At 69.4% G+C, this 21,645-nt stretch carries 18 protein-coding genes; 7 read left to right on the forward strand and 11 right to left on the reverse strand.

The genetic code is table 11. The features are described from left to right. Positions 1-307 precede the first annotated feature (307 nt). On the reverse strand, positions 308-1,297 hold the full coding sequence (locus tag AC07NX_RS18360) for a P1 family peptidase (RefSeq protein ID WP_494643724.1): 990 nt from the start codon (positions 1,295-1,297) through the stop codon (positions 308-310). A gap of 135 nt (positions 1,298-1,432) precedes the next feature. Between AC07NX_RS18360 and AC07NX_RS18365 the strand changes: the two genes are divergently transcribed. Then, positions 1,433-2,860: an amidase gene (locus tag AC07NX_RS18365; RefSeq protein WP_494643725.1), complete on the forward strand. Its 1,428-nt coding sequence runs from the start codon at positions 1,433-1,435 to the stop codon at positions 2,858-2,860. An 86-nt stretch (positions 2,861-2,946) separates the two neighbouring features. Here AC07NX_RS18365 and AC07NX_RS18370 read toward each other — a convergent pair whose 3' ends face one another. Further along, positions 2,947-3,399 (reverse strand): MarR family winged helix-turn-helix transcriptional regulator, encoded by a 453-nt coding sequence (locus AC07NX_RS18370; protein ID WP_494643726.1) that lies wholly within the window; start codon positions 3,397-3,399, stop codon positions 2,947-2,949. Between the two features lie 102 nt (positions 3,400-3,501). Beyond that, positions 3,502-4,236 (reverse strand): GntR family transcriptional regulator, encoded by a 735-nt coding sequence (locus AC07NX_RS18375; protein WP_494643727.1) that lies wholly within the window; start codon positions 4,234-4,236, stop codon positions 3,502-3,504. A 133-nt stretch (positions 4,237-4,369) separates the two neighbouring features. On the opposite strand from AC07NX_RS18375, the gene AC07NX_RS18380 reads away from it, so the two are divergent. Both AC07NX_RS18380 and AC07NX_RS18385 read left to right on the forward strand, forming a co-directional pair. Further along, positions 4,370-5,458, forward strand: coding sequence for a Rieske 2Fe-2S domain-containing protein (locus AC07NX_RS18380; RefSeq protein ID WP_494643729.1), 1,089 nt, complete (start codon positions 4,370-4,372; stop codon positions 5,456-5,458). Next, entirely contained in the window at positions 5,455-6,399 is a 945-nt protein-coding gene (locus AC07NX_RS18385) for a PDR/VanB family oxidoreductase (RefSeq protein ID WP_494643731.1), read from the forward strand. Before AC07NX_RS18380 ends, AC07NX_RS18385 begins: the two co-directional genes overlap by 4 nt. 66 nt (positions 6,400-6,465) lie before the next feature. On the opposite strand, the gene AC07NX_RS18390 is transcribed toward AC07NX_RS18385, so the two are convergent. From AC07NX_RS18390 to AC07NX_RS18425, 8 genes are all read right to left on the reverse strand, one after another. Then, a complete protein-coding gene (locus tag AC07NX_RS18390; protein ID WP_494643733.1) occupies positions 6,466-7,566 on the reverse strand; it encodes an NAD(P)-dependent alcohol dehydrogenase in 1,101 nt (366 codons plus the stop codon). Between the two features lie 73 nt (positions 7,567-7,639). Next, positions 7,640-9,136, reverse strand: coding sequence for a benzaldehyde dehydrogenase (locus AC07NX_RS18395; RefSeq protein ID WP_494643735.1), 1,497 nt, complete (start codon positions 9,134-9,136; stop codon positions 7,640-7,642). An 80-nt stretch (positions 9,137-9,216) separates the two neighbouring features. Beyond that, positions 9,217-11,790 (reverse strand): TonB-dependent receptor, encoded by a 2,574-nt coding sequence (locus tag AC07NX_RS18400; protein WP_494643737.1) that lies wholly within the window; start codon positions 11,788-11,790, stop codon positions 9,217-9,219. Between the two features lie 126 nt (positions 11,791-11,916). Further along, positions 11,917-12,858, reverse strand: a complete 942-nt coding sequence (locus tag AC07NX_RS18405; RefSeq protein WP_494643739.1) for an AraC-like ligand-binding domain-containing protein — start codon at positions 12,856-12,858, stop codon at positions 11,917-11,919. A gap of 47 nt (positions 12,859-12,905) precedes the next feature. Next, positions 12,906-14,396, reverse strand: a complete 1,491-nt coding sequence (locus AC07NX_RS18410; protein ID WP_494643740.1) for an AMP-binding protein — start codon at positions 14,394-14,396, stop codon at positions 12,906-12,908. Positions 14,397-14,436: 40 nt separating this feature from the next. After that, positions 14,437-15,264 (reverse strand): p-hydroxycinnamoyl CoA hydratase/lyase, encoded by an 828-nt coding sequence (locus AC07NX_RS18415; protein WP_494643741.1) that lies wholly within the window; start codon positions 15,262-15,264, stop codon positions 14,437-14,439. A gap of 40 nt (positions 15,265-15,304) precedes the next feature. Continuing rightward, complete coding sequence (locus AC07NX_RS18420) at positions 15,305-16,717, reverse strand: aldehyde dehydrogenase (RefSeq protein ID WP_494643742.1); 1,413 nt, start codon at positions 16,715-16,717, stop codon at positions 15,305-15,307. A 114-nt stretch (positions 16,718-16,831) separates the two neighbouring features. Further along, positions 16,832-17,722 carry a helix-turn-helix domain-containing protein gene (locus tag AC07NX_RS18425; protein WP_494643744.1) on the reverse strand — a complete coding sequence of 297 codons (891 nt, stop codon included), beginning with the start codon at positions 17,720-17,722 and terminating at the stop codon, positions 16,832-16,834. A 147-nt stretch (positions 17,723-17,869) separates the two neighbouring features. On the opposite strand from AC07NX_RS18425, the gene pobA reads away from it, so the two are divergent. The 4 genes from pobA to pcaF are packed head-to-tail and all read left to right on the forward strand — an operon-like array spanning position 17,870 to position 21,645. Next, positions 17,870-19,045 carry a 4-hydroxybenzoate 3-monooxygenase gene (gene pobA / locus AC07NX_RS18430; protein WP_494643745.1) on the forward strand — a complete coding sequence of 392 codons (1,176 nt, stop codon included), beginning with the start codon at positions 17,870-17,872 and terminating at the stop codon, positions 19,043-19,045. Between the two features lie 7 nt (positions 19,046-19,052). Continuing rightward, positions 19,053-19,787, forward strand: coding sequence for a CoA transferase subunit A (locus AC07NX_RS18435; RefSeq protein WP_494643747.1), 735 nt, complete (start codon positions 19,053-19,055; stop codon positions 19,785-19,787). Further along, complete coding sequence (locus tag AC07NX_RS18440; RefSeq protein WP_494643749.1) at positions 19,787-20,449, forward strand: CoA transferase subunit B; 663 nt, start codon at positions 19,787-19,789, stop codon at positions 20,447-20,449. The genes AC07NX_RS18435 and AC07NX_RS18440 overlap by 1 nt, the downstream gene beginning before the upstream one ends. Beyond that, positions 20,446-21,645, forward strand: coding sequence for a 3-oxoadipyl-CoA thiolase (gene pcaF, locus AC07NX_RS18445; protein ID WP_494643750.1), 1,200 nt, complete (start codon positions 20,446-20,448; stop codon positions 21,643-21,645). The genes AC07NX_RS18440 and pcaF overlap by 4 nt, the downstream gene beginning before the upstream one ends.

The following is a 21,645-nucleotide window of genomic DNA, read 5'->3' on the forward strand; positions in this document are numbered from 1 at the left end:
CGGGATGAAACAAGCCCTCAGTCGCCGTCCCTCGAGACAAACGGTTCCGCGGAGCGGTCAGGTCTAGCCGAAACGCAAACTCTAAACCTCACGGTCATCCGGGCTCGGCCCGGACCGGTCCGCGCCTCCCCATCCCCTCGCCAGCGAAAGCCCGAGGCCGAAGAGCCGTGTCCGCGAAAGGCCCCCTCAGTCGGCTTCGCCGACAGCTCCCCCAGAGGGGGAGCAACTGCACGGCGTAGATCCTCCCCCTCAGGGGGAGGTGGCCCGGAGGGCCGGAGGGGGCCGCGCCTGAGGCGCGACCGACTGTCTAGCCCTTGGCCAGATAGACCCCGCGCGCGATCGCCCGGGCCAGGCAGTCGGCGAGCGCCGAGCCGATGCGGGCGATGCGGCGCAGGCGCTCGTCCGGCCCCAGGTCGATCTGGCCCGAGGCCAGGGCGAACACCACGTCGCCGTCGAACGGCGTGTGGGCCGGCCGGACGGCGCGGGACAGGCCGTCCTGGGCCATGATCGCCACGCGCTTGCACTCTCCGGCCGTCAGGGCGGCGTTGACCGCCACCACCGCCAGGGTCGTGTTGGCGCCCGGCGCAAAACGCCCCTGCCCCGCCAGCCGCGAGTCGTCGGGCATCGGCTCGATCGCGCCGGCGGGGCCGCTGGGCGCACGGCCGCCGAACTCGCCGTCGATCTCGAAGGGCCAGGCCCAGAAGGTCCGGCCATCGGGCATGAACACCGAACCGACCGGATTGACCGCCGCCAGGGCGCCGACCACCAGGCCCTCGCCCAGGTCCAGCGAGGCCGAACCCAGCCCGCCCTGGACAAGTCCCGCCCGCGCCCCTCGTCCGGCGCCCTGGGCGCCGAGCTCGAAATCCCGGCCCGCCGCGTCGACGGCCCGCGCGCCCAGCCCGCGATACGGCGGGTCCAGCCCCCAAGCCTTGTCGCCGTCGTTGGCCAGGTCGTAGAGCACCGCGCCGGGCACGATCGGCACGGCGGGGGCGCCGGGCCGGACCAGGAGACCCTCGCCCTTCGCCGACAGCGCCGCGACAACGCCGTCGGCCGCGCCCAGGCCGAACACCGAACCGCCCGACAACGCCACCGCATGGGCCCGGGCATAGCCGTTCTCGGCCGACAGGGTCTCGGTCTCGCGCACGCCGGGTCCGCCGCCGCGCACATCGACGCCCGCCGTCCAGCCGCCCGGACACAGCACGACGGTCACGCCGCTGCGCACCGTCTCGTCGGTGGCGTTTCCCACGCTCAGTCCAGGAACGTCGGTGATCAGGTTGCGAGGTCCAGGACGATACAAGGCAGCCACCCTTCGAAGATTCGACGCGCCACGACTTTTAGCCGACACGACCTGCCAGCGGGCGGAAAACGACTTCGCGGCGGCGCGGGCGACTGTAGGCTGGCCGGGCCTCGAGTTCCGCGTCCCGGAGTTTCCATGACCGACCTGCCGGATTTGTCCGCCGTCGAGCTGCTGACGCTCTATCGCAACCGGCGCGCCTCGCCCGTCGAGGTGATGACGGCGGTCCTGGCCCGGGTCGAGGCGCTGGAGCCGCGCCTCAACGCCACCTGGGCGCTGGATCCCGAGGCGGCCTTGAACGAGGCGCGCGCGGCCGAGGCCCGTTGGGCCCGGGGCGCGCCAAGGGGCCCGCTGGACGGCGTGCCGGCGACCGTCAAGGAGTTGATCGCGACCAGGGGCGTGGCCAAGCCCCTGGGCAGCGCCGCGACCGACCTGACGCCCGAGCCCGCCGACGCGCCGCCGGCGGCGCGGCTGCGCGAGGCCGGGGCGGTGATCTTCTGCAAGACCACCTCGCCGGATTTCGGGATGCTGTCGTCCGGGCTGTCCAGTTTCCACAGGCTGTCGCGCAATCCCTGGAACACCGACAGGACGCCGGGCGGCTCCAGCGCCGGGGCGGGCGGCGCCGCGGCCGCCGGCTACGGCCCCCTGCACCTTGGCACCGACATCGGCGGGTCGATCCGCCTGCCCGCCGGCTGGTGCGGCGTCTATGGCCTCAAGCCCAGCAACGGCCGCATCCCCATCGACCCGCCCTATATCGGCCGGGTCGCCGGCCCGATGACCCGCACCGTGGCCGACTCCGCCCTGATGATGAGCGTGCTCAGCGCGCCGGACTGGCGCGACCACATGAGCCTGCCGCCGGCCAGCATCGCCTGGATGGACCTGGACATCGATCCGAAGGGCCTGCGCATCGGCCTGATGCTCGACGCCGGCGCCGGGGCGCGGGCCGAGCCCCAGGTCGTCGAGGCGGTCACCGCCGCCGCCCGTCTGCTGGAGGCCCACGGCGCGATCGTCGAACCCTTCGCCCCGTTCCTGACCCGCGAGATGCTCGACGGCCTCGACCTCTTCTGGCGCGTCCGATCGTGGAACGACATCAGCGCCCTGCCGCCGGACAGGGCCGGGCGCGTTCTGCCCTATATCGACGCCTGGGCGCGGGCGGCCAAGGACGCGGACGGCCTGTCGGTCTATCGCGGCTTTCACCAGATCCACCGGATGCGGGAAGCGGGGGCCGAGGCGTTCCAGCCCTTCGACTTCGTCCTGTCGCCGACCGCGCCCATGCCGGCCTTCGCCGCCGAACTGCCCTCCCCGACCAACGATCCGGCCCGTCCTTTCGAGCACATCGGCTTCACCGTTCCGTTCAACATGACCGAACAGCCGGCGGCCTCGATCAATTGCGGCTACACCGCCGACGGCCTGCCCATCGGCCTGCAGATCGTCGGCCGGCGGTTCGACGACCTGGGCGTGCTGCGGCTGTCGCGCCTCTATGAGCGCTTGCGGCCGGCTCAGCGCTCCTGGCCGGTCGTCGAGCGCGAAGCCCCCGAAAGGCTCGGGGGCGGGCCTCGCACATGACGAAGCCGCCGATGGAACGGCGACAGGACGAGGAGAAGCGGCTGGCGTCTCGCCCCCTCACCGCCCGGCGCGCTCAGCGGGTCCGATCACGTCGGTACAGGACGGACCTCCGCCGATCGGAGCTTCGCCAGCAGCCGGCTGAACTCGACGCGCTCCGCCGCCGTCAGGCTCGCGAACGCTTCCCGGTCATGCGCCAAGGTCTCCTGTTCGATCCGTTGGCGCAGGGTTTCGCCGACGGCGGTCAGGTGGAGGGCGTTTGTTCGACGATCCCGACCAGGGCGGCGCTGGATCGCGCCCAGCACCTCCAGCTCGTCGACGGCCTTCACGATGCTGGCCCGGTTCACACCCAGGGCGCGCCCCAAGGCTGTCTGGTCGCACCCGGCGTGCAGCGCGATATAGACGATCGCCGTGGCCCGCGCCGGCGTGACCTTCAGCGGCGCCAGGCGCGCCGTCAGGCCCGCCATGACGCGCACGTCCGCGTAGTGGAGCTGCAATCCCAGCCTCTCGCCCAACGCTCCGAAAGCCGTGATCTCTTCCATGCTCCCCCGCGTCGGTCCAAATTAGGACGCCAAGCAAACTGTATCCCTAGATACCTTATAGCCCACCGGCCTCGACCTCAAAACCCTCGCCAGGCCTGATCATCAATCAGAGCGAATCGTCCGCATGGCGGCCAGCGGGAAACCCGCGCCGGCCGCGGCCTCGAAGACCTTGGCGTTGCGGACGGCCGCCAGGGCGTGGTCCCTCATGATCCGTTCCGCCATCTCGGCGTCGCCGCGCTCGATCGCCTCGAACACCGCCCGATGCTGGCGATGCGCGGCCAGGAGATGGCCGTATTCGGTGACCAGGTCGGCAAGGTCCAGCGCCATCGCCCCGGCGCCGGCGAAGGGCTCGAAGCTGTTCCGCGCCAGGGCGGTCTCCACCGCCGCGTTGCCGGAAGCGGCGACCAGGATGTCGTGGAAAGCCAGGTTGTAGGCGCCGTAGCGGTCCAGGTCCTCGATGCTCAGCCGGCCCGCCGCGAACAGCGCCTCGCCCTCCTCGATCAGCATGGCCAGCCGCGCCCGCGTTTCGGGAGGCATGCCGCGCTCGGCCAGGCGGCGGGCCGCGAACCCCTCGAGCACGCCCCGGACCTCAATGGCGTCACGGATCGCGGCGCCGGACACGCCGCGGGCCGCATAGCCCCGGGCGCCCAGCCGCACCACCAGACCTTCCTGCTCCAGGGTCCGCAAGGCCGTGCGCACCGGCATGCGGGAGACGCCCAGCGCGGCGGCCGTCGGGATCTCGGCGATGCGCTCGCCGCTCTTGATCTCGCCCGAGGCGATCATCTTGCGAAGGGCCATCATCACGCGCTGGCCCGGCTTCATGCGCGGCGTCTCCATGCGGCGACCCTAGCGGACGGGCTCAAGCCTCCACAAGCTCACAATTGGATCCAATCTCTTGACGCCGTCGCTTTTGCGGTGAAAATTGGATCCAATAGGCCGAAGCCGAAAACAATGGTGCGAGGAAACGACGATGGCTCCCGAGACGGCGGCGAAGGCCGCGCCCTGGCCGCGCAACGCCTGGTACGTCGCGTGCACGCCCGACGAGATCGCCGAAAAACCCTTGGGCCGGCGGATCTGCGGCGAGCGGATGGTGTTCCACCGCGGCAAGGCCAACCAGGTCGTGGCCCTTGAGGACTTCTGCCCGCACCGCGGCGCGCCCCTTTCGCTGGGCTTCGTGCGCGACGGCGAACTGGTCTGCGGCTATCACGGCCTGACCATGGGCTGCGAAGGCCGGGCGACCTCGATGCCGGGCCAGCGCGTGGCCGGCTTCCCGCCCATCCGGACCTTTCCCGCGCTGGAGCGCTATGGCTTCATCTGGGTCTGGCCCGGCGAGGCCGAGCTGGCCGATCCCGCCAAGCTGCATCCCCTGCCCTGGGCCGAGAGCCCGGACTGGGCCTATGGCGGCGGCCTCTACCACATCGCCTGCGACTATCGCCTGATGGTCGACAACCTGATGGACCTGACGCACGAGACCTATGTTCACGCCAGCAGCATCGGCCAGAAGGAGATCGACGAGGCCCCGGTGACCACGCGCCTCGACGGCGAAGAGGTCGTCACCAGCCGCTTCATGGAGAAGATCTCGGCCCCGCCCTTCTGGCGCATGGGCCTGCGCGGCGCGGGCCTTCCGGAAGACGCCGTCGTCGACCGCTGGCAGATCTGCCGCTTTTCCCTGCCGAGCCACGTCATGATCGAGGTCGGCGTGGCGCTGGAAGGAAACGGCGGCCACGGCGCTCCTCCCGACAAGAAGGCTTCCAGCGTCGTCGTCGACTTCATCACCCCGGAAACCGAAACCTCGCACTGGTACTTCTGGGGCATGGCCCGCAGCTTCGCGGTCACCGACGCGGCCCTGACCGACACCATCCGCCAGGGCCAGGGCAAGATCTTCGCCGAGGACCTGGAGATGCTGGAGCGGCAACAGCAGAACCTGCTGCTCCATCCGGACCGTCGCCTGCTGAAACTGAACATCGACGCCGGCGGGGTGCGCTCGCGCATGCTGATCGACAAGGCCATCGCGGCCGAACAGGCCTCCCGTGCCGCGCCGTCGCCGGAGGCGTCATGATCGAGGTCCGCGTGGCGTCCCGCGCCACGATCGCCCAGGACATCGTGCGCCTCGACCTCGTGGCGCTCGACGGCGCGCCGCTGCCGCCGTTCACGGCCGGCGCGCACATCGACCTGATGCTGCCGAACGGCTTTATTCGCCAATATTCGCTATCGAACGACCCGGCCCGGCGCGAGCACTACCGGGTGGCGGTGCTGCGCGATCCGGCGTCACGGGGCGGCTCGGCGGCTGTTCACGAAGCCCTGCGCGAGGGCGCGACCCTGCGGATCGGCCCGCCGCGCAACCTGTTTTCCCTGGACGAGGACGGCGACGATTTCGTCCTGCTGGCTGGCGGCGTCGGGATCACGCCCATCCTCTCCATGGCCCACCGCCTGGCCGCGCTGGGCAAGGCTTTCGCCCTGCACTACTGCGCCCGCGACGCCACCCGCGCGGCGTTCCTCGACGAGGCGAGCGCCCTGTTCCCCGCCCAGCTGCATCGCCATTTCGACGCCGCGCCGGAGACGCGGCTGGACCTGGATCAGGCCTTGGCCAACCCGGCGCCGACGCGTCACCTCTATGTCTGCGGTCCGCGGGGCTTCATGCAGTTCGTGGTCGAAGGCGCCCGGGCCCGCGGCTGGGCGCCGGACCAGATCCACCAGGAATCCTTCGCGGCCGCGCCCGTGGACGCCGGGGCCGGATCATTCACCTTGCGGATCGCCAGTACGGGCCAGCTCATCGAGGTCCGCCCGGACCAGACCGCCGCCCAGGCGCTGGAGGACGCCGGCGTCTTCGTACCGCTGTCTTGCGAACAGGGCGTCTGCGGCACGTGCCTGACGCCGGTCCTGGATGGCCAGCCCGACCATCGCGATCTCTTCCAGACCGACGAAGAAAAGGCCGCCAACACCCAGTTCACGCCCTGCTGCTCGCGCGCGCGGTCGCCGGTCCTGGTGCTGGATCTGTGAAAGGAAAACCCGGCCGGGTCGGGTCGGGCCGCCGGGTCCGTTTGCCGATGGATGCGAGGGCGCTCGTCAGCCCATGCGCACGATGGGCTTGATCACCCGACCGGCCTCGCCGTCGGCCACCGCCTCGTTGATCCGCTCCAGGGGATAGAAGGCGATCAACCTTTCGAAGGGGAACCTGCCGGCAAGGTACAGGTCGATCAGTTCGGGGATGAAGGTGTCGGGATCGGCGTCGCCCTCGACCACACCGCGTACCGTCCGGCCCCCGCTCATCAGCGCCACCGCGTCGAGCGCCAGTTCGTCGCCCATCTTCGAGGCCCCGACCAGGCCGCATGTTCCACGCGGCGCCAGCACGTCGATCGCCTGGCGCATGACCTTCAGATTGGCCGTGGTGTCGATCGAATAGTCCACGCCGAAGCCCGTGATCGCCTGGATCCGCTCGACCACCGGCTCGCTTCGACCGTCCAGCGCGTGGTCGGCGCCCAGGCTCAGCGCCAGGACCAGCCGGTCGGGATTGATGTCGACCACGATGATCGGACCGACGCCCGACGCCTTGGCCGCCAGGACGGCGCTCAGGCCCACGGCCCCCGCGCCGAACACGGCCAGCGAACGCCCGGCGGGCGCCTTCAGCGCGTTCATCACCGCGCCCGCCCCCGTCATGACCCCGCAACCCAGCGGGCCGAGGATCTCGAGCGGCGCGTCCTTGGAGACCTTCACCGCGTTGCGCTCGTGGCACAGCGCGAAGGTGGCGAACGAGGACTGGCCGAAGATGTTGGCGTGGATCGTCTCGCCCTCGCGCGACAGGCCCGAGCTGCCGTCGGCCCGCGCGCCCATGAAGTTGCGCGGAAAGAACTCGTGGCAATAGGTCGGGGCATGGTCGTGGCAGGATGGACAGGTTCCGCAGGAATTGAAGGTCATCACCACATGGTCGCCGGGCGCGACCTTGGTGACCCCGGGTCCCACCCGTTCGACGACCCCGGCCCCCTCGTGTCCCAGCACCACCGGCTGGGGCGTCGGCAGGTCCTGATCGCGCATGACCATGTCGGTATGGCAGACCCCCGTGGCCACGACCCTGACCAGCACCTCGCCGGCGCGAGGCTCCTCCAGCTCGACGGTCTCCAGGCCGAAGGGACCCGAGCGGCTGCGAAGGACGGCGGCGGTGATCTGCATGCGAGGATCCTGCGAGGACGGAAACTGTAGAACCAGGGCGTCCCGCTCGACCAGGGTCAGGCGGGACGCGGGACTAGAAGGGATAGGGCGTGGCCGCGGTCTTAACCGTGGTCCAGCGCCAAGTGGTGAATTCGTCGAGATTGGCCGGACCGCTGATCCGGCTGCCGTTGCCCGACGCCCCCATGCCGCCGAACGGCGAATGAGGGCCGGCCTCGATGGTCTGGTCGTTGATGTGCAGATGACCGACCTTGAGTTGCTCACCCAACACCATGCCCCGCCCGACCGAGCCGGTTATGATCCCCGCCGACAGGCCATAGTCGCCCTGGTTGGCCAGCGCCGCGGCCTCGGCGTCATCCTCGAAGGCGGTGACCACGGCCACCGGGCCGAAGATCTCCTCGTCGAAGGCGCGCATCCCGGGCCGCACGCCGGTCAGGACCGTGGGCGGGAAGAACAGCCCTTCGCCGGGTCCGCCGGCCGCCAGGGTCGCGCCGGCCGCCACCGTATCGGCGACGATGGCGCGGACACGGTCCATCTGCGGCTGCGAGATCAGCGGGCCCAGGGCGACGCGGCCGCTGGTCGGATCCCCGACCGGGAGATGAGCGGCCTTGGCGACCAGCCGCTCGACCACCGTGTCGTGCAGCCCCTGCTGGACGAGCACGCGTCCGGTGGTCATGCAGACCTGCCCCTGGTGCAGCCACGCGCCCCAGGCGGCGTTGGACGCGGCCACGTCCGGATCGGCGTCGTCGAGGATGATCAGGGCGTTGTTGCCGCCCAACTCCAGGGCCACCTTCTTCAGGTGCGCGCCCGCCACCTCGCCGACCTTGCGGCCGGCGGCGGTCGAGCCGGTGAAGGCGATCATGGCGATGTTGGGATCGCGGCACATGGCGTCGCCAGCCTCGGCGTCGCCGGGAAGGACGTGCAGCAGGCCTTCCGGCAGGCCGGCGGCCTCGAACAATCGCGCGATCAGGAAGCCGCCGCTGATCGGCGTGCGAGGGTCGGGCTTGAGAACCACGGCGTTGCCGGCCGCCAGGGCCGGCGCCACGGCGCGGATCGACAGCACCAGCGGGAAGTTGAACGGCGAGATCACCCCCACCACGCCCAGCGGCACCCGCCTGGCCATGCTGAGCCGCCCGTCGGACGACGGCAGCAGAAGGCCTTGCGCTTCGGTGGCCATCATCGCGGCCTGCCGCACGAAGCCGGCGGCGTGCTCCAGCTCCACGCCCGCCTTGGCGTCGACCGAGCCGGTTTCGCGCATGATCCAGGGCGCGGCCTCGCCGGCCTTCTCGACCAGCAGGGCGGCGGCCTTCAGGAGCACGGCCTGCCGCGCGTCGGCCGACAGGGCGGCCCAGGCGGGCTGCGCCGCGCGCGCGGCCGCCGCCGCGACCGCCACGTCCTCGCGTCCGGCCCGCCCCACCCGGCCAAGCAGGCCGCCGGTGGCGGGCTCTACGACCTCCAGCCTTCCACCCCGTCCCTCGGTCCAGCCGCCCGAGTACAGACGATCGCTCCAGATGGCGTCGGCGAGGAAGGGCGACGCCCCGTCGGTGGTCGGGCGGTCCTGGAGCAAGGTCATGGTGATGTCAGCCTCGATGAGGGTCACTGGGAAATGAGGAAGCGGCGCGCGCCGCGGTCGACGACGCGCCGCCAGGAGGCTCAGAACGTCACGCCGAGACGGACATAGGCCTCGCGCGGTCGGCTGTAGGTGCCGAAGATCGTGCCCGCGGCGATGTTCTCGTTGCCGGTCGTCAGATAGCGCTTGTCGGTCAGGTTCGTGCCGCCGACCGTGACGCTCCAGGCGCCGCCGGGATCGGCATAGGCGAGGCTGGCGTTGACCACCTGGACCGCCGGACGCCTGAGCAGGTAGGTGCGCTGGGCGTTGTTCCAGCTGCTTGACGTGTAGGTCCAGTCGGCGATGGCCGTGACCGAACCGCCATTGGCCAGCTTGACCTCATAGCGCGGGCTGAAGTTGATCTTCCACGTCGGCGTCTTGGGCAAGGGCGCATCGACGAAGGTGCCCGCCTGGAAGGGGTTCGGACCGCTGACCGCCAGCACCCCGGCCAGCACGTCGGTATAGCGCGCGTGCACGTAGCCCACCGAGGCGTTGAGGGTCAGCCCCTCGATCGGCGCGGCGACCGCCTCGAGTTCGACGCCCTTGATCTCGGCGTCCCCGGCGTTGCGGATGGTCGGCGAAGTGCCCTGCTGGAAGTTCAGCTGAATGCCGTCGTACTGCGTCTTGAACACGGATCCATTGAGCTGCAGCCGGCGGTCCAGGAGCTTGGACTTGAAGCCGGCCTCCCAGGTCGTCGCCTCTTCCTCGCCGAACGGCTGGGCCAGCAGCTGTGGGTTGGTCAGGCGGGTCGTCCAGCCGCCGGTCTTGTAGCCCTTGGACCAGCTGACATAGGCCATCAGGTCGTCGGCCGGATGCAGTTGCACGCCCACCTTGGGCGAGAAGTTGCTGAACGTCTGTTCGTTGACGCCCGGCGCGTAGACCCGCACCGGATTGGCGGGATCGGGGTAGCTGAGACCCGTCTGGCAGGAGATCGGCGCCAGCGGGAAGGCGCCGTTCGGGGTGATGTTCCCGTTGGCGTCGGAGCAACCGAAGAGCTTGTAGTTGAAGCCGTTCAGGTCTTGCTGGCCTCCCTCGAACAGCTTCTTTTCCTTGGTGTAGCGGCCTCCGATGGTGATCCCGATCAGGTCGATCGGCCGCCAGTCGATCTGGCCGAACGCGGCGTAGTTCTTGGTCTGCAGCTGGTTGGGACCGTCGACCTGCAGCAGGCCTTCGTCGAACGTAACGAAGTCGTGCAGCGAGCCCTTCTCCTTGAAATAGTAGCCGCCCAGTACATAGTTCAGCTTGTCGTCGAAGGCGGACCCCAGAAGCTGCAGTTCCTGGCTGATCTGCCACTGTTTCATGTCGAAGCTGAGCTGGGCGATATTCAGGGGCGAGCCGTCGGCGTCGGTGCCGCTCTTCCACAAGAGCTTGCGGTAGGCGGTGATTGACTTCAGCGTAACATCGTCGGTGAGGCTGTGCTCGATCGTCGCGCCCACGCCCCAGTTGACCAGGTTCGAGAAGCTGTTGCCGGTGGCGTAGCTCTTGTCGATGTCCTTGCTGATGAACCGGCCGTCATAGGGTAACCGGTCATTGTTCGGATCGGCGTCGACATTGACGCCGGCCAGCGAGGCGACATGGAGGCCGGGGCTGTACTGGGTGCCGCGCACGCCGCAGAGGGCCTGGGCGTTGCGGGCCGCGATCTGGGTCGGGTTGGCGCCAATGCAGAAATTGTAGAGCCCCCCGAACAGGAAGCCGGTGGTCCCTGTCGGATCGAAGGCCGTGCCCGGCAGGTTGGTGGTTCCGGCGAAGTTGCCGGGCACCGTTTCGGTCGTGCCGATCAGGGTGTTGGCCAAGCCCCCGCTGTCCTCGCGGGTGTAGTCGGCCGAGAGCACCGCCTTGGTCCGCTCGCCGGTCCACTTCAGCTTGCCGCGCAGGTTCCAGCTGTTCTCGCCGCCCTCGCGGGAGGCGGTGTCGAAGCCGGATGACGGAAAGGCCGTGTAGGAGGTGGTGTTGGTCGCGCGCGCGTCGGGATAGCGGATGCGCTCGACATAGCCTTCGCGGCTCTTGATCCCGAAGGTGATCGACGAAGACAGGCCCTCGGCCAGCGGCAGGTCGGCGCTGCCCCGGGCCTGCATCAGGTTGAAGCTGCCGACGGTGACATCGCCCTTGAACTTGAACGTGTCGCCCGGGTCGCGGGTGACGATCGAGATGGCCCCGCCGATGGTGTTCCGGCCGAACAGCGTGCCCTGCGGCCCCTTCAAGATCTCGATGCGCTCGACATCCAGGAGGTCCTGGTTGGCCCCGACCGTGCGCGCCAGATAGACGCCGTCGACATAGATGCCGACGCCGGGATCGATATTGAACGCGAAGTCGTCCGAGCCGATGCCGCGGATATAGGCCGACAGCACCGACGGCGAACCCGAGAACGGCGTGCCGCCGTCCAGGGTGACGTTGGGGGCCAGGTTGGACAGCTGGGCGACATTGCCCACCGCCCGCTCCTGCAGCGCGTTGGCGGTGAAGGCCGAGATGGCGATCGGCACGTCCTGGACGTTCTCCGCCCGCTTCTGCGCGGTGACGACGATCTCCTCGACGACCTGACCATGCGCGGCGCCGGCCGCCGCCAGGGCCAGCACCGACGCCGCCCCGAACACCCGATATAACCAGAGCTTACGCCCCATGGCCGAACCTCCCTTTATTATGTCGTTGTCGACAGAGGAGCACGGGCGGCGCCGTCAAACTTGGCCAGGCGCGAAGGCGACTTTCATGGATGCGAAGCTCGACGTCGTTTTCGGGCTCGATTGAGCTCAGCTGGCTCGAAATTCGCGGGGTCCCACGCCGTAGAAGGCCTTGAAAGCACGGCTGAAATGCGAAAGGTCGTTGAAACCCAGGCCGAACGACAGCTCGGTGATGTTGCAGGCCCCGCCCGCCTCGCGCAGGGCGCGGGCCGCCCGCTCCAGCCGCTTGCGCCGGATATAGGCCAGCGGCGTCGTGGCCATGCCGGCGAACACCATCTGGACGTAGCGCGGCGACACCCCCAGCGCGCCGGCCACGCGACCGACGCTCAGATCGGGATCACAGAGGTTCTCGTCGATGAAGCGCTTGATACGCCCGCCCGCCCCCTGGCCCGGCTCGCCGTCGCGGCCCGTCCGGGCTTCGCCCTGGCTTTCCCGCGCGGCGCCCGCCAGCAGGGAGAGGGCCGCATCCTGCACCGCCTCGCCCATCGGGACGCCGTCGCGACCGGCATTGATCCACAGCGTGCGAATGAAGGACGCCAGCAAGGCGCCGGCCATGGCGTTTCCCGCCAGCCGGCGACCGCACAGCGCCTCGGGATCCGGCATGCGATCGCTCAGGCGCTCGGCGGGAATCCGAAGGACGAGCATGCGGTTGGGATCGTCGAACCGGATCGTATAGGGCCGGGCCGGATCGCAGAGCATGAGGTCGCCCTCCTCCAGCACCGCCTCGCGGCCGTCCTGCAGGTTCAGGCTGCGGCCGACGTCCTGGACGTGAAGCTTGAAATATGGCCGGCGTGTCGGGGACGACCGGCCGCGTCGCACCACCGCCGCGCTGGACCCGACCCGCGAAAGGTCCATGCCGCCCAGGTCGCGAACGTCGATCGTGCCTTCAAAGGCTTCGCGGTCGGCGTCCACGACCAGGTTGTCGAAGGTCGACGCGACCACCGCGTTCCAGGCGTCGAGGCCGATCCCGGTCCGGACCGCACCGCCTTGTCTGTCGAGACTGGGCGCCAAGTCATCCTCCCTATGCCTCGCCGGTCAGCCCCAAGGTCCGCCGGCGTTCAGGTTCTTGGATCCTCGGCGAGCAGTTGCTCGCGGAGGACCGTCTTCAGAATTTTGCCCGACCCCGTCCGCGGCAAGGCCGCGACCAGGACCAGGGTCTTGGGCAACTTATACCGCGCCAGCCGACTTTCGAGATGGTCCAGGATGGCGGCCAGGTCGAGGACGGCGCCGTCGCGCGGCGTCGCCACCAGATGACCCACCTCGCCCCATCGCGGATCGGGCATGCCGATCACCGCGCACTCGGCGATGCCCGGGTGGTCGGCCAGGGCCGCCTCGATCTCGGCCGGATAGACGTTCTCGCCGCCCGAGATGAACATGTCCTTCTTGCGGTCCACCAGCCAGTGGTAGCCCTCGGCGTCGGCGCGCGCGATGTCGCCGGTGCGGAACCAGCCGTCGGCGGTGAAGGCCCGGACGGTTTCCTCCGGCCTCCGCCAATAGCCCTGAAAGACGTTGTCGCCCTTCAGCAGCAGCTCGCCGGCGACGCCGGGCGGGCAGTCGCGGTCGTGCTCGTCGACGATCCGGGTCGCGACCGTCGGCATGGCCAGGCCGGCCGAGCCCGCCCGAACGTCGATCAGCCCGATGTCGGCCGGCATGCCGAACACCGTCCCCGCCTCGCTCATGCCGTAGCCGTCGGCCACGGGCACGCCTTCGGCCAGCCAGGCGCGGATGTCGGCGGCCGGATGGGGCGCGCCGCCGGTGAACACGGCCGTCAGGCGGCGCAGCGTCGCGGCGTCGAAGCCCGGCTGTTTTCGCAGCATCGCGGCCATCTGCGGCACGCAGAAATAGTGGGTGACGCCCAGGGCCGGATCGCCCAGGCGGCGGAGCGTTCGGCCGGGCTCGAAGCCCTCGGACACCAGCACGGTCCCGCCATGCATCAAGGCGGGGCGGATCGAGGTGATCAGACCGATGATATGGAACATCGGCGCGTCGACCAGGAACGCGCTCTGGTGGGTGACCTGGCCCAGCCGGCCGAAATTGATCGCCGTCTGGTCCAGGTTGCGCTCGGAGAGCAGAGCCCCCTTGGGACGGCCAGAGGTTCCCGAGGTGTAGAGGATCAGCGACGGGCGCTCACGATCGACGGGCTCCGCCGCCGCGGGCTGGGCCGCGTCGATCTCCGCCTGCAGGGCGTCGAGATCGACGCCCTCCACGCCCAATGCGGTCATCTGGCGGTCGCCGACGATCAGCGCGGGCTCGGCGTCCTCGATCAAGGCGGCGATCTCGGCGGGAGAGAGTCGCCAGTTCAACGGGACGAACATCGCCCCCAACCGGGCGCTCGCCAGGTGCAGGACCGCCAGCAGGACCCGGTTCTGGCCCAGCGCCGCCAGGCGATCGCCCTCGCCCAGGCCCCGATGGCGCAGCACGCCGACGGCGCGGGCGATCGTGACGTCGAGCTCGGCATAGGTCCAGCCCCGGCCGGAGGCCAGGTCGACCGCCGCCACCCGCTCCGGCTGAAGGCGCGCCTGCACGGCGACATGGTCCATCGGGGTCATTGACCTTCCCTCCCGCTGCCGTTTCCTCCCTCCCCTCGTCTCAGCTCTGTTTGGCGAGATCGTAGGCCCCAAGTCCGGGCTTGTAGGTCTTGTCGTCGATGAACTGCTTGATGCCCTCCTTGCGACCGTCGTTGTCGTAGGAATTGGCCGCCTCCTGGGCCCGGACCAGGTAGTCCTCGGCATTGTCGTAGGTCATTTCCTTGACCCGCCGGACGGCGTCCTTGGTCGCCTTCAGGGCCACGGGGTTCTTCTTCAGCAGCACCTCGGCCAGTTCGCGCACCCGCGTCTCCAGGCGCTCCAGCGGCACGCTCTCGTTGACCAGTCGCCAGGCGGCGGCCTTCTGGCCGTCGATCAGCTCTCCGGTCATGGCGTGGTACATGGCGTCGCGCATCGGCATCAGGTCGACCACCACCTTGGTGGCGCCGCCGCCCGGCAGGATGCCCCAGTTGATCTCCGACAGAGCGAATTGGGCCTCGTCGGCGGCGATCGCCAGGTCACAGGAGTACAGCGGGCCGTAGCCGCCGCCGAAGCACCAGCCGTTGACCATGGCGATGGTCGGCTTCTGGTACCAGCGCAGACGCCGCCACCAGCCGTAGGACTCGCGCTGGGCCTGGCGGGTCGCGCCCAGCCCCTTGGCCTCGGTTTCGCGGAAATACTCCTTCAGGTCCATGCCCGCCGACCAGGCCGAGCCTTCGCCGGTCAGCACCAGCACCCCGACGTCATTGCGGAATTCCAGTTCGTCCAGCACCTCCATCATGCGCCGGTTCAGGCTGGGGCTCATGCAGTTGCGCTTGTCGGGGCGGTTGAACTTCACCCAGGCGATGCGGTTCTCGACCGTGAAGGTCGCGGTGTCGTTGACGTCGGTCATGATCGGTCCTTGGAAATCTGGAAGGGGTCGACGCGGGGCGTCAAATCGGGAAGTGGCCGGGTTGGGTCTCGACCGTGATCCAGCGCAGCTCGGTAAAGGCGTCGATCCCGGCCTTGCCGCCGAAGCGGCCGTAGCCGGAAGCCTTGACGCCCCCGAACGGCATCTGGGCCTCGTCGTGAACCGTCGGCCCGTTGATATGGCAGATGCCCGACTGGATCCGCCGCGCCACCTTCAGGCCGCGAGCGATATCGCGGGTGAAGACCGAAGCCGACAGGCCGTATTCGGTGTCGTTGGCCAGAGCGATGGCGTGCTCCTCGTCGCGGGCGCGGACCACGCCCACCACCGGGCCGAAGCTCTCCTCCCGGAACAGCCGCATGGCCGGCGTGACCTTGTCGACGACGGTCGCGGGCATCAGCACGCCTCGCGCGGGCCCTCCGCAGAGCTGGACGGCGCCGTCGGCCACGGCGTCGGCCACCAGGCCTTGGACATGGGCGACCGTCTTCAGATCAACGACCGCGCCGAGCGGCGTCTTGCCCTCGCGGGGGTCGCCAACCGTAAGACTGGCGGCCTTGGCGACGAACTTCTCGACGAAGGCGTCCGCGACGGCGTCGACGACGATGACCCGTTCGGTCGACATGCAGATCTGTCCCTGGTTCATGAAGGCGCCGAAGGCGGCAGCCTTGACGGCCTCGTCCAGATCGGCGTCCTCCAGGACGATCAGCGGAGCCTTGCCGCCCAGCTCCAGCAGCACGGGCTTGAGATGCTCGGCCGCGCGCTTGGCGATGATCTTGCCCACGGCGGTCGAGCCGGTGAAATTGATCCGCCGAACGGCCGGATGGTCGATCAGGGCGCCGACCACCTCGGCCGCGTCCCGCGGGGCGTTGGTGACGATCGTCAGCGCGCCGGGGGGCAGGCCGGCGGCGGCGAAGGCCTCGGCGATCAGGCCATGGGTGCGCGGGCAGCTTTCGGAAGCCTTCAGGACCACGGTGTTGCCGCAGGCCAGCGGCGTGGCCACCGCGCGCACGCCCAGGATGATCGGCGCGTTCCAGGGCGCGATACCGAGGATGACGCCGACCGGCTCGCGCACGGACATCGCCAGGCAGCCCGGCTTGTCGGAGGGGATCACCTCGCCGTTGATCTGGGTGGTCAGGGACGCGGCCTCGCGGATCATCGACGCGGCGAGCATCAGGTTGAAGCGGGCCCAGCCCTCGGTGGCGCCGATCTCGCCCATCATCGCCGCGACGAAGTCGTCCGCCCGCGCCTCCAGCGCCTCGGCGGCCCTGGACAGCAAGGCCCGGCGTGCGTTCGGCCCCAGCGCGCTCCAGGCGGGCAAGGCCGCCTGAGCGGCGTCGACGGCGGCCCGGGCCTGGTCCGGGGTCATGGCGACGGAGGTTGTGGCGACCGCTCCGGTGACCGGGTCGAGGCGCTCGAAGACGGCCTGGGTCGAGCTCATGATCGTTCCTTCCCTTGGCGCAACGGCGCATCGTGGCGCCGATTATTTGTACGCTCAGCATTTTGTATGCCAGGCAAACAATATGCGCAAGACGCCCTCTTGAACTATCCGCGCCTAGCCGACCGCCGACGCGCGCTCCGCCCGTTCGGCGCGATAGCGCTTGGGTGAAACCCCTTCGGCCTTGGCGAAGAAACGCGAAAAGTAGGCGGGATCCTCGAAGCCCAGCTGATAGGCGACCTCGGCGACGGTCATGTTCGAGTACAGAAGCGCGCGCTTGGCCTCCAGCAGCAGCCGGTCCTGGACCAGGCGCAGCGGTGAAGCGCCCGCCGCTTTCAGGCACGCCCCCCTCAGACGCGCGACCGTGACACCCAGCCGCCGGGCATAGGCCGCCATGGGCAGCCCCTCGCGATAGTGCGCCTCGACCAGTTCACGGAACCGCGCGACCAGCGTGACATGCCCCCCCGGAACGGCCGGACTGGCCGCTTCGCCGCGGACCAGCCGGCGCAGGGCCTCGACCAGGATGGTCAGGAGATGCCCTTCCACGGCCGCGCCACCGGCGGGCGCGGTCCAGACCAGTTCTCGCGACAGCTCTTCCAGCGAGGACGCGATCCGCGACCGGGGATCGAGCGGAAGCTGACGGGGCGCGTGAAACAGGCTGGCGAACGCCGGTTCGCGCCCGGTCAGGTCGCGAAGATAGCTGTCGGCGATCGTCAGCACCGAACCGGCGGTCTCCGCCTCGTAGGCGAAGCCGTGAACCCGGCCGGACGGAACCAGCAACAGGCATGGCGCGGCGAAGGCGAGCCTCTCGCCATCGACATGCATCACGCCGCCGCCGACGGCGATGTGGAACACGTGGTTGAGGTCCGCATGCGCATGGGCGCGAATGTTCCAGTCGTTGGGTCTCGTTCGATCGTCCAACTCTTCAAGATGAATGAACTTGCCCTCGACAGTCCTCAAGGGCTCCCCGAACAGAAAAAAGCTTGGAACGGCGGGACTTTTTGACATCCTCGAAGCTCCACAACGGGACCGGCGCGGTTCCGTGACCGATCGAAAAATCCAACTTTTGTGATGCTCTGTCCATCCCCATGCGAAGGCGTACGGGTCACGTTGCCCCAAGCCGCGCGAAGCGGCGCCAGGGCGGAGACCTCCATCGTGCGCACCCAGGTCGCGATCATCGGCGCTGGCCCGGCCGGACTGTTCCTTGGCCATCTCCTGAGGCAGGCCGGCGTCGACGCGGTCATCCTGGAACGCAAGGACCGCGCGTATGTCGAAGGTCGCGTGCGCGCCGGCGTGCTGGAGCAGGTCACCGTCGACCTGATGGAGCGCCTGGGGGTCGGCCAGCGGATGCGGCGCGAGGGCCTGGTCCATGCCGGCACGAACCTGGCCAGCGACGGCGATCTCTTTCGCATCGACATGGCCGAACTGACCGGCGGCTCGACCGTGATGGTCTACGGCCAGCAGGAGGTGATGCGGGACCTGTTCGACGCCGCCCAGCAGCGCGACCTGCCCATCGTCTTCGACGCCGAGAACGTCCAGCTCCATGACATCGACGGCGACCGCCCCCATGTCACCTGGCGCCAGGACGGGGTCGAGCGGCGGCTCGACTGCGATTTCATCGCCGGCTGCGACGGCTATCACGGGGTCAGCCGCGCGGCGATTCCGGCCGGCGTGCTCAAGACCTTCGAACGCGTCTATCCGTTCGGCTGGTTGGGCATCCTGACCGAAGCGCCGCCCTGCGACCACGAGCTGATCTATTCCAACCACGAGCGCGGGTTCGCCCTGGCTTCGATGCGCTCGCCGACCCGCAGCCGCTACTACGTGCAGTGCCCGCTGGACGACCGTATCGAGGATTGGCCCGACGAACGGTTCTGGGACGAGGTCTCGACCCGGCTCGGCCCCCTCGCGGCCTCTCGCATCGTCCGCGCGCCGTCGTTCGAGAAGTCGATCGCGCCGTTGCGCAGCTTCGTCGCCGAGCCGATGCGGCACGGCCGCCTGTTCCTGGCCGGCGACGCCGCCCACATCGTGCCGCCCACGGGCGCAAAGGGCATGAACCTGGCCGTCTCCGACGTGATCATGCTGTCCGAGGCCCTGGTCGAACACTATTCAGACCATTCCGACGCCGGGATCGACGGCTATTCGGCCCGCGCCCTGGCCCGGGTGTGGAAGGCCGAGCGGTTTTCCTGGTGGTTCACCAGCCTGACCCATCGCTTTCCCGACCGCGACGGCTTCGATCGCAAGATGCAGGTCGCCGAACTCGCCTACATCAGGGGCTCGCGCGCCGCCCAGGTGACGCTGGCCGAAAACTATGTCGGCCTTCCGCTGGTCTAGCCGCGCCTTGGAGACAACGATGAAGAGCAAGATCTACGAGAGCGCCGCGGCCGCCCTGGAGGGGGTCGTCTTCGACGGGATGACCCTGATGTCTGGCGGCTTTGGCCTGTCGGGCAATCCCGAGACCCTGATCCCAGCCCTGAAGGACACGGGCGTCAAGGACCTGACGGTGATCAGCAACAACTGCGGGGCCGACGGCTTTGGCTTGTGGCAGTTGCTGAACAACGGCCAGATCAAGAAGATGATCTCCAGCTATGTCGGCGAGAACAAGCTGTTCGAGCAGCTCTACCTGTCGGGCGAGCTGGCGCTGGAGCTGAACCCGCAGGGCACTCTGGCCGAGCGGATCCGGGCCGGCGGCGCGGGCATCCCGGCCTTCTACACCAAGACCGGCGTCGGCACGGTGGTCGCCGAGGGCAAGCCGGTCGAGGACTTCGAGGGCGAGACCTATGTGCGCGAGACCTGGCTGCGGGCCGACCTGGCCATCATCAAGGCCTGGAAGGCCGATCCGGAGGGCAACCTGATGTTCCGGATGACGGCCCGCAACTTCAATCCCGTCATGGCCACGGCCGGCAAGATCACCATCGTCGAGGTCGAGGAGATCGTCGAGGCCGGGGAGCTGGACGCCAACAGCATCCACACGCCAGGCATCTATGTCGACCGCATCATCCGCTCGACCATCAACGAAAAGCGGATCGAGAAGCTGACCACCCGGCCTCGCCAAGCCGTTGAGGAGACCGTGTAATGGCCTGGACCCGCGACGAGATGGCGGCGCGCGCCGCCCGCGAGCTGCAGGACGGCTTCTACGTCAACCTGGGCATCGGCATCCCGACCCTGGTGGCCAACCACATTCCGGACGGCGTGCATGTCACCCTGCAAAGCGAGAACGGCATGCTGGGCATGGGCCCCTTCCCCTACGAAGGCGAGGCCGATCCGGACCTGATCAACGCCGGCAAGCAGACCATCACCAAGCTGCCGACCTCCAGCTTCTTCGACAGCGCCCAGAGCTTCGCCATGATCCGCGGCGGCCACATCGACCTCACCGTGCTGGGCGCGATGGAGGTGGCCCAGAACGGCGACATCGCCAACTGGACGATCCCGGGCAAGATGGTCAAGGGCATGGGCGGGGCCATGGATCTGGTGGCCGGCGTCAAGCGGGTCATCGTGGTCATGGACCACGCCAACAAGGCCGGCCAGAGCAAGGTCCTCAAGCGCTGCGCCCTGCCCCTGACCGGCCAGGCCTGCGTCGACCTGGTCATCACCGACCTCTGCGTCTTCGACCTCGACCGGCCAAAGAACGGAAAAGAGGGCGGTGGCCTGACTCTGCTGGAGCTGGCGCCGGGCGTCACCCTCGACGAGGTCCGGGCCAAGACCGAGGCCGACTTCAAGCTGGGAGCCTTCGCATGACCACCGCCTACATCTGCGACGGGATTCGCACCCCGATCGGCCGCTACGGCGGAGCGCTGGCCAAGGTCCGGGCCGACGATCTTGCGGCCACCCCCCTGAAGGCCCTGGCCGCGCGGAATCCGAGCCTGGATCTCTCGGCGATCGACGAGGTGGTGTTGGGCTGCGCCAACCAGGCCGGCGAGGACAACCGCAACGTCGCCCGCATGGCCCTGCTGCTGGCCGGCTTTCCCGTCGAGGTCCCGGGCGTCACGGTCAACCGGCTCTGCGCGTCGGGCCTGGAGGCGATCGGTTACGCCGCCCGCGCCATCCTGTCGGGCCACAACGATCTCGTGGTCGCCGGCGGCGTCGAGAGCATGAGCCGCGCGCCGTTCGTGATGGGCAAGGCCGACAGCGCCTTCTCGCGCAACGCCGAAATCTTCGACACCACCATCGGCTGGCGCTTCGTCAATCCCGCCATGCGCAAGGCCTACGGCGTCGACTCCATGCCCGAGACGGCCGAAAACGTCGCGGCGGATTACGGCGTCAGCCGCGAGGACCAGGACGCCTTCGCTCTGCGCAGCCAGCAGCGGGCCGCGGCGGCCCAGGCGTCCGGCTTCCTGGCCGGCGAGATCACCCCCGTGGAGATCCCCGGCAAGGCCGGCCCGACCATCGTCGACCGTGACGAGCACCCGCGCGAGACCACGCTCGAAGCCTTGGCCAAGCTGAAGCCCGTCGTCCGCGAGGGCGGCACGGTGACCGCCGGCAACGCCTCGGGTGTCAACGACGGCGCGGTTGCGCTGATCATCGCCTCGGAGGACGCGGTCAAGCGCCACGGCCTGACGCCCCGCGCCCGCATCACGGGCTACGCCACGGCCGGCGTGCCGCCGCGCGTCATGGGGATCGGCCCGGTTCCGGCGGTCCGCAAGCTGCTGGCCAAGACCGGTTTCGCGATCACCGACTTCGACGCCGTCGAGCTGAACGAGGCCTTCGCCGCCCAGGGTCTGGCCGTGCTGCGCCAGCTGGGCCTGTCCGACGACGGCGCCCAGGTGAACCCGAACGGCGGCGCGATCGCCCTGGGCCACCCGCTCGGCGCGTCCGGCGCGCGCCTGGTGCTGACCGCCCTGCGCCAGTTGGAGGCCGCCGGCGGTCGGCGCGGCCTCGCCACCCTCTGCATCGGCGTCGGCCAGGGCGCGGCCCTGGCGTTCGAGCGAGTCTAG

It is taken from the genome of Caulobacter sp. GW821-FHT09A05 (assembly GCF_059418465.1).

Excerpts from the sequence above, each read along its gene's own strand:
- AC07NX_RS18365 (WP_494643725.1), top strand. The coding sequence starts at position 1,433 with ATGACCGACCTGCCGGATTTGTCCGCCGTCGAGCTGCTGACGCTCTAT.
- AC07NX_RS18370 (WP_494643726.1), bottom strand. The coding sequence starts at position 3,399 with ATGGAAGAGATCACGGCTTTCGGAGCGTTGGGCGAGAGGCTGGGATTG.
- AC07NX_RS18375 (WP_494643727.1), bottom strand. The coding sequence starts at position 4,236 with ATGGAGACGCCGCGCATGAAGCCGGGCCAGCGCGTGATGATGGCCCTT.
- AC07NX_RS18380 (WP_494643729.1), top strand. The coding sequence starts at position 4,370 with ATGGCTCCCGAGACGGCGGCGAAGGCCGCGCCCTGGCCGCGCAACGCC.
- AC07NX_RS18385 (WP_494643731.1), top strand. The coding sequence starts at position 5,455 with ATGATCGAGGTCCGCGTGGCGTCCCGCGCCACGATCGCCCAGGACATC.
- AC07NX_RS18390 (WP_494643733.1), bottom strand. The coding sequence starts at position 7,566 with ATGCAGATCACCGCCGCCGTCCTTCGCAGCCGCTCGGGTCCCTTCGGC.
- AC07NX_RS18395 (WP_494643735.1), bottom strand. The coding sequence starts at position 9,136 with ATGACCTTGCTCCAGGACCGCCCGACCACCGACGGGGCGTCGCCCTTC.
- AC07NX_RS18400 (WP_494643737.1), bottom strand. The coding sequence starts at position 11,790 with ATGGGGCGTAAGCTCTGGTTATATCGGGTGTTCGGGGCGGCGTCGGTG.
- AC07NX_RS18410 (WP_494643740.1), bottom strand. The coding sequence starts at position 14,396 with ATGACCCCGATGGACCATGTCGCCGTGCAGGCGCGCCTTCAGCCGGAG.
- AC07NX_RS18415 (WP_494643741.1), bottom strand. The coding sequence starts at position 15,264 with ATGACCGACGTCAACGACACCGCGACCTTCACGGTCGAGAACCGCATC.
- AC07NX_RS18420 (WP_494643742.1), bottom strand. The coding sequence starts at position 16,717 with ATGAGCTCGACCCAGGCCGTCTTCGAGCGCCTCGACCCGGTCACCGGA.
- AC07NX_RS18425 (WP_494643744.1), bottom strand. The coding sequence starts at position 17,722 with ATGTCAAAAAGTCCCGCCGTTCCAAGCTTTTTTCTGTTCGGGGAGCCC.
- AC07NX_RS18440 (WP_494643749.1), top strand. The coding sequence starts at position 19,787 with ATGGCCTGGACCCGCGACGAGATGGCGGCGCGCGCCGCCCGCGAGCTG.
- pcaF (WP_494643750.1), top strand. The coding sequence starts at position 20,446 with ATGACCACCGCCTACATCTGCGACGGGATTCGCACCCCGATCGGCCGC.